11 protein-coding genes are annotated in these 13,101 nt (G+C 45.4%); 7 read left to right on the forward strand and 4 right to left on the reverse strand.

Translation table 11 applies throughout. The annotated features are described in order from the left end of the window. The first annotated feature begins 78 nt into the window (after positions 1 to 78). The 5 genes from L4C44_RS11390 (at position 79) to L4C44_RS11410 (ending at position 6,270) form a co-directional block, all read left to right on the forward strand. A complete protein-coding gene (locus L4C44_RS11390; protein ID WP_428805049.1) occupies positions 79 to 1,518 on the forward strand; it encodes a 6-phospho-beta-glucosidase in 1,440 nt (479 codons plus the stop codon). A 109-nt stretch (positions 1,519 to 1,627) separates the two neighbouring features. Continuing rightward, a complete protein-coding gene (locus tag L4C44_RS11395) occupies positions 1,628 to 2,626 on the forward strand; it encodes a LacI family DNA-binding transcriptional regulator (protein ID WP_428805050.1) in 999 nt (332 codons plus the stop codon). 271 nt (positions 2,627 to 2,897) lie between these two features. Further along, positions 2,898 to 3,458 (forward strand): sugar O-acetyltransferase, encoded by a 561-nt coding sequence (locus tag L4C44_RS11400; RefSeq protein WP_102442310.1) that lies wholly within the window; start codon positions 2,898 to 2,900, stop codon positions 3,456 to 3,458. Between the two features lie 215 nt (positions 3,459 to 3,673). After that, a complete protein-coding gene (locus L4C44_RS11405) occupies positions 3,674 to 4,822 on the forward strand; it encodes an S-(hydroxymethyl)glutathione dehydrogenase/class III alcohol dehydrogenase (RefSeq protein ID WP_146491086.1) in 1,149 nt (382 codons plus the stop codon). Positions 4,823 to 4,989: 167 nt separating this feature from the next. Next, entirely contained in the window at positions 4,990 to 6,270 is a 1,281-nt protein-coding gene (locus L4C44_RS11410) for a dicarboxylate/amino acid:cation symporter (RefSeq protein ID WP_428805051.1), read from the forward strand. A gap of 120 nt (positions 6,271 to 6,390) precedes the next feature. On the opposite strand, the gene L4C44_RS11415 is transcribed toward L4C44_RS11410, so the two are convergent. Continuing rightward, the gene (locus L4C44_RS11415) at positions 6,391 to 6,924 is read right to left on the reverse strand and encodes a dihydrofolate reductase family protein (protein WP_428805052.1); all 534 of its coding nucleotides are present in this window, start codon (positions 6,922 to 6,924) and stop codon (positions 6,391 to 6,393) included. Between the two features lie 93 nt (positions 6,925 to 7,017). Between L4C44_RS11415 and L4C44_RS11420 the strand changes: the two genes are divergently transcribed. Further along, positions 7,018 to 7,587: a TetR/AcrR family transcriptional regulator gene (locus L4C44_RS11420; RefSeq protein WP_285953893.1), complete on the forward strand. Its 570-nt coding sequence runs from the start codon at positions 7,018 to 7,020 to the stop codon at positions 7,585 to 7,587. A 206-nt stretch (positions 7,588 to 7,793) separates the two neighbouring features. Then, positions 7,794 to 9,323 (forward strand): phospholipase D family protein, encoded by a 1,530-nt coding sequence (locus L4C44_RS11425; protein ID WP_428805053.1) that lies wholly within the window; start codon positions 7,794 to 7,796, stop codon positions 9,321 to 9,323. 104 nt (positions 9,324 to 9,427) lie between these two features. Here the strand turns inward: L4C44_RS11425 and nfsA are convergent, their stop codons facing one another. The 3 genes from nfsA to L4C44_RS11440 form a co-directional block, all read right to left on the reverse strand. After that, positions 9,428 to 10,150 carry an oxygen-insensitive NADPH nitroreductase gene (gene nfsA / locus L4C44_RS11430; RefSeq protein WP_327784706.1) on the reverse strand — a complete coding sequence of 241 codons (723 nt, stop codon included), beginning with the start codon at positions 10,148 to 10,150 and terminating at the stop codon, positions 9,428 to 9,430. Between the two features lie 220 nt (positions 10,151 to 10,370). Beyond that, positions 10,371 to 11,483 (reverse strand): OmpP1/FadL family transporter, encoded by a 1,113-nt coding sequence (locus tag L4C44_RS11435; protein WP_146491080.1) that lies wholly within the window; start codon positions 11,481 to 11,483, stop codon positions 10,371 to 10,373. A 188-nt stretch (positions 11,484 to 11,671) separates the two neighbouring features. Then, on the reverse strand, positions 11,672 to 13,075 hold the full coding sequence (locus L4C44_RS11440; RefSeq protein ID WP_428805054.1) for a DUF1254 domain-containing protein: 1,404 nt from the start codon (positions 13,073 to 13,075) through the stop codon (positions 11,672 to 11,674). Positions 13,076 to 13,101 lie beyond the last annotated feature (26 nt).

Consider the following 13,101-nt stretch of genomic DNA (forward strand, 5'->3'; position numbering starts at 1 on the left):
TATTGAAATCGGTTTCAGAAGCTGCAATGAGCTCTCTAATCCTGATCTTTTCACGAATAACTTTTAGTGAGTAATGGTATGAATAACGAATTTCCAAACGATTTTTTATGGGGTGGTGCGGTTGCAGCACATCAGTTAGAAGGCGGCTGGGATGCGAATGGTAAAGGTGTGAGTGTCGTTGATGTATTAACGGCAGGCGCGCATGGTGTCCAACGTCGAATCACCGATGGTGTGATCGACGGTGAAAACTACCCTAACCAAGTAGCGGTTGATTTCTACCATCGCTACAAAGAAGACATTAAGTTATTCGCTGAGATGGGCTTTAAGTGTTTCCGCACCAGCATCGCGTGGACGCGTATTTTCCCAAATGGCGATGAAGCCGAGCCGTGTGAAGCGGGTTTAGCATTTTACGATGATCTGTTTGATGAACTTCTGAAATACGATATTCAGCCAGTCGTGACGCTGAGCCACTTTGAAATGCCTTACCATCTAGCCAAAGAATACGGTGGCTGGATGAATCGCAAAGTGATCGACTTCTTTGTTAAGTACTCGACCACAGTGATGGAGCGTTACCAACACAAAGTGAAGTACTGGATGACCTTTAACGAGATCAATAACCAGATGAACACCTCAGCGGACATCTTCGGATGGTTATGCTCTGGCGTGAAGTTCCCACAGTGCGAAAAGCCGCAAGAAGCGATGTACCAAGCGGTTCACCACCAGTTTGTTGCGAGTGCCTTGGTGGTTAAGAAAGGTCACGAGATCAACCCAGATCTTCAGATTGGTGCAATGTGTGCGATGGTGCCTTTCTACCCTCGTTCTTCAAAACCAGAAGACATCATGGTGGCGCAGCAAGCGATGCGTGATCGTTACTTCTTCTCTGATGTCATGGTTCGTGGTCACTACCCAAGTTACGCCAAGCGTGATTGGGCTATCAAAGGCTTTAATATCGAAATGCAGCCTGAAGATGAGCAAATCTTAAAAGAAGGCAAAGCGGACTATCTTGGTTTTAGCTACTACATGTCGAATACCTTGGATTCTTCTTCGCATCAGTCGACTGAAGAAGCAATGGACGGTGGTCATGAAAATTCGGTAGAGAACCCGTTCATCCAATCAAGTGATTGGGGCTGGCCGATTGACCCAACAGGTCTGCGTTTCTGTTTAGCTTCTCTGTATGAGCGTTACGGAGTGCCGCTATTTATCGTTGAGAATGGCTTTGGCGCTGTTGATACGATTGAAGATGATGGCAGCATCAATGATGACTACCGCATCGCTTACCTTGGCGATCACATCAAAGAGATGAAAAAAGCCGTTGCGATTGATGGCGTTGACTTGATGGGCTACACCCCTTGGGGCTGTATCGATTTAGTGTCGTTCACCACCGGTGAGATGAAAAAGCGCTACGGATTCATTTATGTAGATAAGCACAACGATCAATCTGGTTCTTTAGAGCGCAAACGTAAGAAGTCGTTCGAGTGGTATAAAGGCGTGATTGCATCTAACGGTGCCACTATTTAGAATGCCTCTTGTTGCGTCGTCCTATGTAATATAAAGATACGCGCAATATGAATTAGCATTAAATTAGTCGGCTTATGTCGGCTAATTTTTTATATGAGGAAAGAAGCAAATGGTGACAATGCTTGATGTCGCGAACCGCGCAGGGGTATCTAAGTCGACGGTTTCTCGTGTCTTAAATGGCAAGAATATCGTACGCCCAGATGTGGTGAAAAAGGTATTTGATGCGATTCAAGAAACAGGTTATCGACCAAACCTGTTAGCTCAGCAATTGGCGACCAAGAAGACCAACTTCATCGGCTTTGTTATCACTAATGAGCTGTTCAATGGCCCTTACTTCTCTTCCTTGATGTATCACGCAGCATCTTATAGCGAAAAATCGAATCACCAACTGGTGATCACCGATGGCAAACACAGCGCTGAAGACGAAAGAAAGGCGATCAATTTCTTACTCGACATGAAATGCGCGGGCATCATCATTTATCCGCAGTGCTTAACGGAAAGCGAGATTACTCAGATCATCGAAAGCACTGATACACCAATTTTGGTGCTCAATCGTGAAATGCCGTCGAAGCCTGAGCATGCTATCACCACAGACCATTACCAAAGTGCTTGTTTGATGGTTGAACACATCATCGAGCAGGGTCATACAGAGATTGCAGTGATTCGCGGTAAAGCTGGTTCGTCGACCGATGAACAGCGTTATCAGGCCTATCAAGATGTGTTAACCAAGCACGGTATTGCAGTGAATGAACTTAATGTCGTTCAGGGCGATTGGACAATGGAGAGTGGTTACCGTGCCGCGCAAGCTTTAGTGGAAAGCAAAGCAAGCTTCACTGCGATCTTGTCTGAAAACGATGACATGGCGATTGGCGCGATTAAAGCGTTAACAGAGCTGGGTTACTCATTACCTAAAGACATCTCTATTGTTGGCTTTGATAACAGTAAAGTGGGCGAATTTCTAACGCCAAGCTTAACCTCTGTGAGTGTGCCACTCGAACAAATGACGCAAAAGGCGATACTTCGAATTGTTGGTGAGACAAAGCAAGCAGAAGCATTGAGTACGACTGGTAGCTTGGTAATTCGCGACTCGGTAGCCCAGCGTATCTAAGCCGCGTGCAACGCACTGAATTAAACCGGCCTTTGCTTGATAGCAAAGGCTTTTTTATTGGTGATATCTATGTTTCTTGTTTAGTTGGACATCGATTTTAATGGGCCGAACACTACAAATCGTGACTGGCAGCGCATCTCAGAAAGCCTCTTAAAACCGTGCTTATTATGAGAGTTAAAGATATGCGATATTGCGTTCTTTGGTCGATGAATTGACCACTATTAGTTAAGTTATGTGAAAACGGTAAGTAGTGTGAAAATAGGTAAGTAACGTGAAAACAGAAAAACAAAAAATGCTAGCAGGTGAACCATATCAGGCTTGGGATGAAGAGCTTTATTCAGCTCGAATTGAGTGTCGTAAGGTACTTCAAAAACTCAACAACAGTATTCCTGATACGTCTGAATGGAAAGCGGCAACTCAAGAGCTTATTCCTGGCTGTGAAAATGCGCATTTGGAGCCACCATTTCGTTGTGATTACGGCTCGAACATCAAGTTGGGCAAGAACTTCTACGCTAACTTTAACTGTGTGATTTTGGATGTGGCTGAAGTCACCATTGGCGACAATGTGTTGCTTGGCCCTAATGTACAAATCCTTACAGCAGGCCATCCATTAGATGTGAAAGGCCGAGTTGAAGACGGCGTTGAGTTCGGTACACCAATTACCATTGGCGATAATGTTTGGCTTGGTGGTGGTGTGATTATTTGCCCCGGCGTCACCATTGGTGAAAACAGCGTGATTGGCGCCGGAAGCGTCGTGACTAAAGACATTCCAGCTAACGTGGTTGCCGTGGGTAATCCATGTAAAGTGCTGAAATCGATCGATAACGACTAAATTTACTGGATACTTTCATCATCTACATTAGAGCCATTTTCTATTGTGTAGGTGATGAACTTAGCTTTCTCGATGAATTATTACCAATACGTAATAATCATTTCCAAAAATAGGGGATTATCAAAATTGGCATCCCTACCTATACTAGCCCCAACAAAACGAGAGAGCGATAACAAACAAGCTCAACGTTGACTGACTAATATAGGAAATATCACATGACTATCGAAATTAAACCTGGTCAAACTCATATCCAATCTAAAGCTATGGTTGCTTGGAAAGCAGGTGAGCCACTAAAGCGTGAAACGGTTGACGTTGAACTGCCAAAGGCTGGCGAAGTACTTGTTCGTATCGTTGCTACTGGTGTTTGTCACACTGACGCGTTCACTCTTTCAGGTGACGATCCAGAAGGTATCTTCCCTTCAATTCTTGGTCACGAAGGTGGCGGTATCGTTGAAATGATCGGCGAAGGCGTAACAAGCGTTGAAGTTGGCGATCATGTTATCCCACTTTACACAGCAGAGTGTGGTGAATGTAAATTCTGTAAGTCGGGTAAAACTAACCTTTGCCAAGCGGTTCGCGAAACTCAAGGTAAAGGCCTAATGCCAGATGGCACAAGCCGTTTCTCTATCAACGGTGAGCCAATCTTCCACTACATGGGTTGTTCTACTTTCTCTGAGTACACGGTACTTCCAGAAATCTCACTAGCGAAAGTAAACAAAGAAGCACCTCTTGAGGAAGTTTGTCTTCTAGGTTGTGGCGTAACCACTGGTATGGGTGCGGTACTGAACACAGCTAAAGTTGAAAAAGGCGACACAGTTGCTGTATTCGGTCTAGGCGGTATCGGTCTTTCAGCAATCATCGGTGCTCGTATGGCTGGTGCAAGCAAAATCATCGGTGTTGATATCAACGAGAGCAAATTTGAGCTAGCAAAACAACTTGGCGCGACTGACTGCATCAACCCAATGAACTACGACAAGCCAATCCAAGACGTTATCGTTGAGATGACAGACGGTGGTGTTGATTACTCATTCGAATGTATCGGTAACGTAAACGTGATGCGTCAAGCTCTTGAGTGTTGTCACAAAGGTTGGGGTGAATCAGTTGTAATTGGTGTTGCAGGTGCAGGCCAAGAGATCTCAACTCGTCCGTTCCAACTAGTAACAGGTCGTGTATGGCGTGGTTCTGCTTTCGGTGGTGTTAAAGGCCGCTCTGAGCTTCCAGAAATCGTAAACCGTTACATGGCGGGTGAGTTCGGGCTACAAGAGTTCATCACTCACACAATGGGTCTAGATGACGTAAACGAAGCATTCGAATTAATGCACAAAGGTGAGTCTATCCGTACTGTTCTACACATGGATAAATAGAGTCAAAACTTAAACCTCATCTGGTTTTAATAAAGTCCGTTTAGATTGAATCTAACGGACTTTATTTTTTCTTAGGCATATCTTTACCACGGCATATTTTTATTAAAGGCTCTTTCCCTTTAATAAAGGTATCAGAATCGTTCTATTAGGTTACTGGAATCGTCCTTATGTTGACCAAACTTCGCCACTCTCTACCTCTTCAACTGATGCTAGCTGCATTGCTTGCTTGGTTTCTCGCACAACTTATTTCTCCAACATCTGATGTAACCCAGTCGGGTTGGTATCAGTTCTTAATGCTTGGCAAAACTACCTATATCGGCTTGCTAAAAATGGTCGTTGGGTTAGTGGTTTTATTCTCGCTATTGCAAGGCATAACAAGCATTGGCTCGATAACTCGATTGAAGAAAATTGGCCGCAATACGGTGCTTTTTTATAGCTTCACGACGTTGATAGCCATCTCTTTGGGCTTGGGTGCTTCACTGCTGTTGCCTGCTTGGGAGCCTTTAACCAGCGTTGCTACGATTGGAGACGATGTTCAGCTTATAAGCGAAGATGCGGCAGGTGGCGCTGCGATTGCCAGCAAGCTTTTTAGTATGGCACTCGTGAACCCAGTAGCGGCGTTAACCAATGGTAACTTGCTCGCGATTGTCGTGTTCTCATTCATGCTGGGTATTGCTCTACTTTCTTCATTGCCAGAAAAACACCCAATTTTTGAGGTGCTTAATGGTTTGAACAAGAGCATCAATACCATTGTCGGTTGGATCATTCATTTAGCTCCGCTAGCGGTTTTCGCCATTGTTCTCGATTTTACAGTTCGTGGTGGTGAGTCACTGTTTGAGCAATTAGCACTGTTTGCTTTGCTCGTGTTTGTGCTGACTTTGATCCACGGAGCGATTGTCTTGCCGACTATTGCGAAGGTGATGACGGGGATTCGTCTCAGCACTTTGTTTAAAGGTATCTCAGCACCGATGGCGATGGCGTTCGCAACGTCATCAAGCTCTGCTACCTTGCCACTTGCGATGAAGAGTGCGGAAGAAAAGCTCGGTGTATCGCAAAGTACGAGTAGCATGGTGTTGCCACTTGGTGCAGTGATGAACATGGATGGTACGGCACTTTTCGAAGGGGTAGCGGCAATCTTCTTGGCTCAGTTGTTTGGTGTGGATCTCACTACTTCTGGCTTGGTGATGATCTTCATTATGGCGATGGTCTCTTCTGTGGGGGCACCGGGTATGCCATCTGGATCTATGTCAGGCATGCAGCTGGTGTTATTGGCCGCAGGTATACCACTGGAAGCGATCGCGATTCTGCTCATTATTGAACGCCCGTTAGATACATTCCGTACCGCGGTGAACGTAGAAGGTGACATGATTGCTGCACTGGTCGTGGATAAATGGCAGAAACAACAAACAACAGTGTCTGAGCCAACACTGAGCGAGTCTCCAGCTTAGCGAATATTCTGATTTGATTAAAAAGCCCGTTCAGACATTATGAACGGGCTTTTTGTTGTTTGTTAATGTATGCAGTCATTCAGTGTTGATCGGTACATAACCTTTATGCGAACAACAGATTTAGCGCTTACGTAAGTAGTGAGTGGTTACGATCTCATTAAGGTAAGTGGTGACACTTTTCAGTGTAAAGTCGAGAGGAGAGACTAAGTCACCAAATAGCGGGGAGCCACCACCAAGAACGACAGGGATCGTCGAGATAATCAGTTCATCAACCAGGTCCTCTTTAAGGAAGTTTTGAATGGTCACACCGCCATCAATATACAGATTGTTAAGGCCTTTGCTGTTCAGGTCTTCGATGATCTGAGTGAGCTCACCCTTTATCAAGAACACTTTACCTTCGAGTTCCTTAGGTACTTCCGTCAACGTGTTACTCAATACATAAACAGGCTTTGTGTAAGGCCAATCAATACCGAAGCTCAACACCATATCCATTGTATTTCGGCCCATTACTAAAGCATCAATACGATCGATATGGGCGTTATACCCCATGTCATCACCCTCTGGGTTTGGGATTGCTTGTAGCCAATCTAGACTACCTTTTTTGTCTGCAATGTAACCATCAAGACTCGCACCGATAAAGACAATATTTGACATTGTTAACTCCGAAATTGAACTGGAACTTGGCATTCACGCTCTATTAAATTAAAATATTCTACAGTGTAGAAATTAAGTTTAAGAGGTGGTGATATGACTGTCAAGGATCAAAAACGAGGTCGACCAAAGAGTGGATCAAGCCAACTGAGTGCCGAAAAGATCTTAGATACGGCAAAGGGCATGATGCGTGAAGGCGGTAAAGTTCCGAGTATCAGAGGGTTAGCCACAGAACTCGGCGTAGATGCGATGGCGATATACCATTACTTCAAAAACAAAAATGATCTATTGGAATCGATCACTGTCTCTTTGGTGGAAGAGGTGGCACAGCCTGAACAGAACCAAGAGTGGCAAGAGAATCTTTATCAACTCAGCGTGAGTTACCTGTCGGTGTTAAATGACTATAGTGGCTTACTTGAAACCTTGCTAACGATGAAGTCGCTTGGGCCCGTTGAGGTATTTAGTGAGCGCTTTGAAGCGGTAGTGAACCCGCTGAATCTCACACTAGAGCAAACCGAAGACGCTCTTCATTTGCTAGTGGACTATTTACACGGTTACGCGCTTGCATTGAACTGTAACCCGGATAGAACAGAGATTACGGTTGAGATGGTGAGAAAGCCTTTAGGCCTCTATTGTTTGGGTATCGAGCAGCTGAAATCGTTGTGATCTTGCAGCAAAGATTGATAGACGAAGAGGGTACTTTGGTGCTGTGTTGCTCACGTTCGAGTAGTGATGTTTCATTTATACTGGATAATTACCTATAAATTTATGGATTTAGCAGTAATAATCTAAGGATAGACCTGAATAGCTTGTGAGTCGAAAGCTGTCGGGACAACTCTCAAAGACGTCATCGTGAAAAGGAAGTCAGACACATGCCTGTGCTCCAACGCATCAGTTTAACCTTAATTTTTGCCGCTATTCTGGGCGGTTGTTCTTCATTACCAGAAGGCATCGACCACTCTGCAGAACCGTACACCTCTTATGGACCAAGCACTTTGTCGCTTTTGGCAGATGAATATCAACCAGCATCAGCGCAGGCGACGACCGCCGTTCGTTTACAAGAATCCGGTTGGGATGCTTTAGCGCAGCGACTAGCGTTGGTTGAAAGTGCAGAGCACACCATTGATATTCAATACTACATCTGGAACTCCGATGAATCGGGCAGATATCTAGCTAGCCGTTTATTAGCAGCCGCTGATCGTGGTGTTAAGGTTCGAGTGATGTTGGATGACATCAACCTCAATGAGCGTGAAGGGCTATTGTCAGCACTCGACGCTCACCCGAATGTCGAGATCCGTATCTTCAACCCAACACCAACGCGTCGTGGTTTCAGTAAGTGGTTGAGCTTCCTTGGTGATTTCTCACGTTTAAACCGCCGTATGCATAATAAATCCTTCACTGTAGATGGCACCTTGTCTGTGGTCGGTGGACGTAATATTGGTGATGAATATTTCGATCTTTCTGATGAAATCAACTTCCGAGATCGTGATGTATTGGTGATGGGCACAGTCGTTACCACTATCCAAACCAGCTTTATTGAGTATTGGGACAGCCGTTGGTCTTACCCAGTCGATATGTTAGGTGACGAGGAACAACCGGATCTTTCAAAGATTGACGATATAACCGTTCCGCAATACAAAAACTACCCAGAGTTACCATTAAATCGTAAAGCGGCAGATAGCTTGCTGAAAGAAGCTCTAGATGAGATGACTTGGGTGAATGCTCGTTTTGCTTATGATCGCCCTGTGCCTATCGATTCAGACAATACCGACGAACCGAAAGCAACGGCGGTTCTGTTAGGGCAACTAGCAAGCGAATCAAAACAAGAGATCTTGTTGGAATCGGCTTACTTGGTATTCGATGACGGTCAGTTGGAAGAGTGGCAAACGTTGAATAACGAAGGCGTCGAGATAAAGGCACTGACCAACTCAATGGCCTCGAATGACTTGGTGACCAATCATTCTGCTTACGCGGGTCGACGCTACGACATGTTAGAACATGGCATCGATTTGTTTGAGTTAAAACCAGATTCCAAGTTGTGTGAAGTATCTACCCAAGACGTATCTAAGTGCGCACCTGAGACTGCTTATGGCTTACATGCTAAATCTGTCGTGTTTGACCGCAGTATCGCGAGTATTGGCTCATTTAACTTTAACCTGCGTTCGACCTACCTAAACACGGAATCGGTGTTAATCATCGAGAACAAAGCGATTGCTGAAACGCTAGCTGAAACTATCGAGCAGGCGATGAGTGAAGACAACAGCTGGCGCTTGGAACTTGAAGACGGCGATGTGTATTGGTATTCAGGTGAGCAAAGTTGGGACAGCGAACCTGAAACAGGTAAGTGGGAACGAATGCAGTCAGGCTTCCTACAGCTTCTCCCGATAGAGAAGTATCTATAAGAGAATCAAAATCCTAGAAAAGAAAAATGTCAGCGCATAATACGCTGACATTTTTGTTTGTGATGGCAAAACTCAGCTCGTTTATCTGAGCATCATCTTTAGAGCTATCTCTTAGTCAGTTGTTTACTGTTCAAGTACGGCAGAATGTGTGGGCGAGATTCACCAGAGAGTTTCTGTGTGATCTGCTGTGACCAACTGCTTTGCTTCTGGTTACTTGAGCGGTTGGCATAGTAGCTTTGCATTGAATCATCGTAGCGAGCAATTTCATCTAGGCTCAATGGTTGGTATTGGTTTTCGTGCATCACCACATGAGCTGGAAGGCGGGGTTTTATCTCAGGTTGCTGCGCAGGGTGACCTAGACACATACCGAATAGTACGGCAGTGTGCTGTGGAAGTTCTAATAGCTCATCAACCTGTTGAGCGCTATTGCGTAAGCCACCAATGTATACGCCACCTAATCCCAACGACTCCGCTGCTAGCATGCAGTTCTGCGCCATAATGCCAGAATCGACGGCGCCAATTAGGGTCAGTTCAGTAAAGTCGGTTTTTACCTCAGGGTTAATCTGAGCGTGGCGTTGATAGTCGATACAGAACACCAAAAACTCAGCCGCGTTCTCAACGTAAGCTTGGTTGCCTGCATATTCTGCTAGTAGCTTACGCTTCTCTTTGTCGGTTACTCTCACAATAGAAACAGCCTGCAGTAAGCTCGATGATGAAGCCGCGAGACCAGCTTGAATAATCACATCAAGTTGTGCTTTTTCAATCGGTTGATTTGTATATTGACGAATGGAGCGGTGCCCCAGAATAGTTTCAATCGTGCTGTTCATAACTCTCAGACAGTCCTTGTGATGATGACGTAGAGAATCACAATAACGACAATTACTATGGGCGTAAAGGGTGTTAGAGCCTTTCTTGTTAGCGTAATGATATTCATAAATTTAAAAGGATTGCTCTCACAGACAATCCTTTTTTGTACCGTTTCCTGCTAGAAGCTAGAAGCTAGAAGCTAGAAGCTAGAAACTAGAATGGAACGCTTAAGAGTTCGCTTTAATGGCGAAGAGACAAAGTGATGAAGTGAACTCTGTTGGTCGAATAGCTGCCAGAAGGCTGAAATAGTCCTGAATCCGCATTAATTTCACCATGACCTAGATCTTGGTATTGGTAACTCAACCCTAGATGTAAGTCATTGGATATCTTCTTCTCAGCGCCGAAGCCGATACGCCACTGTTTATCGAGCGGGAGTAACACATCCCTGTTTTGACTGCTTACTGGGCTCGTGTCACCGCTCAGTCCGCTGTACAGCAACCAATCCTCATAGGCGTATTCCACACCAACCCCAAGAGAATAGGTGGTTGAGTATTTGTCATCATAATCTTGCCAAGTCTCCATGTTGGAGCTGAGTAGAAGGTTTAAATCTCCATTTAATGAATGCTTCAACCCTAAGTTTAAGCTTCGAACCCACGTCAATTCAGAGCTAATTCCAAAAGCGTTGGCGTTATCAAGGGAAAGGTCGTGATCAAATTGGCCCTGATAACTGACACCCAATTGTGTGTTGTCACTGATGTGGTGATTGAGACTCAGGCCGAACCCTAGATCAAGGCTATCCCCTTGGAGTTCGCGACCATTCAAAGCTTGAGTTTCGAGCGCTGCGTGCTGCAATATCAAAGAACCACCAAGAGACAGTTGTTCATGAACTTGATATGACAATGAAGACGTTAAGTTGAGTGCGGAAATGCTATTTTCTTTGATCAATAAAGCAGGGTGCGCGCCAACGCCGTGTGAGTATTCAACGCCAGTGCCGCCTGCTGCGTGCAATGCTGCGCCAACGACCCACTGGTCATTAAGCCTTGATGCGTAAGACAAGTGAGGGAGAACATCCGCGCTGCTTCCCGTGGTCGAAGCCGAGTTGTCATCACGAACAAAAGTGGTTTCAACATCGAGGTATTGAACACCGAGAATCCAAGCGCTTTCTTCAATGGCCGATAACCCTGCAGCGTTGGTGATCACTGCTGATGCATCGTTCGCGGTTACGTTTCCTGCGCCGGCCGTACCAACGCTTTTGGTTGTTGCAATCTGAGATAGATTTAACCCTCCCGCGTGAGCGAGAGAGCTGACTATCCCTGTCACTAACAGAGACAGTGTGATGAAAGGTGCTTTCAAGAGTAAAACCTCATTTTCAGTGTATGAGTTATGTTTCCAGTAATTTGGGTGATGTTTCTAGCAGTTCGAGCCATGCTCTTAGAGAGAGAAGTCATTGCCACGAGCGGACACTAAGAACGCAGTGGCAATTGACTTGATCGACTTCATTACCTTAGTTGGATTAATCGACGTAATTAACCTAATTGAGGCTAGAGCTTTTCAACTTGTGGCAGTGGATATTCATTGTCGAGAACGGCTTGAGTTGGCTCATACAGGCGCATGTGAAGATAGAAGTCATCTTGAGGTGCTGGTAGCCAGTTACACGTTGGATCGGACGGTTTTACGTATTGAATACATATTGGCAAGGTGCCGTCTTCTGCGTATTTCAGTTCATCTTTACGATTGGTTGAGATGGAGTAGCGTTGAATGAAGTTTTCAACCATGAATAGGTTTTTAGCGTCATACATGGTCAACGACCAAAAGGCCTCTGCCGGTGCATCGGCTGGCATGGTCATTCGATATTGATTGTCGCCCGACAGTTGCTCGCCATTCGAGTCCGTGTATCGATTTGGATAAAGAGCTCGCTCTGGCACATTCAAACCAGCCGCACGCATATTGATGCTCGCTCGGCTCAGGTAATCATTTCCGTAGCGGCCTCCCTCGTACATCATCGACCAGCCGTTATTGACATCGCCGATGCTTCGACCTGCGTATTGAATGATCTGTTGCGAAGAGTTAATCGCGCGCATTAGCCCTTTTTTCTGTGCTGAAGTTAGCGCGTCTGGGTTAAAGGGAGTCGCTCCTCCAATACCAATTTGTTGGAACTGATCAACGATGGGAGCATCTTCTGGAATCGGATTTTTACGTAACTCACGGTCAATTAGTGAATACCACTCTAACCCTTCAGGCCTTGCCATGGGTGGGATACGACTTATTGAAGCTTTGAGTTCTACGATGTCATGCTCTGCGACGAGTTGATCGAGTGGGTAGCTGAGGAATTTATCGTGAACAACCAGTGCGTCATCGAGATCTTGCTCGCCAAACACGCCCGTTCGTTGAATCAACCAAACCATAGGAGTGCGAGACTCTACGACACGATCAATCCCCTCTGGCACTTCGCCAGCCCATCCTTTGTTGACCAACAGCACTTTGGAACCTTGGTCGCCGACATTCTTGGCGTGCAGATCTTCAATCGAATCTGAGTAAGCATCCAATAATTGAACAATGTAGTAACGGTTATCGGTGCGAGGAATATCTATAACCATCGGACCCGACAAATCGAGATCGTAGTGAGCTTGTGAGTAGAGCGTATCGTTGTTGACAGTAGGCACAATTCTATCCTGAGGCCCAGATAGAACGCGTGTCTTACCCATCTCATTTAATGGTGCCATGGCGTTGTCCATCGGCGCGTCAACCGATGTGGTCGTTTGCCTAACCGCCGCCACGGTTAATGGACCCGTACCGTAGATAAACGCTTGAACACCTAAGTTGTAAGCAAGCTCTTCTTCAGGATTAATAGATTGTTGGGCAAGGGATGGCATCGCCATCATAATGCTGGATAAAGAACACACTAAACTGGCTAGTACACTTTTCTTATAGAGTAGTTTTCTCATGGAACACCTTAGGTCGTAGGAACAGA

Origin of the sequence: Vibrio satsumensis (assembly GCF_050337435.1) — a bacterium.
GTDB classification, from domain to species: domain Bacteria; phylum Pseudomonadota; class Gammaproteobacteria; order Enterobacterales; family Vibrionaceae; genus Vibrio; species Vibrio satsumensis.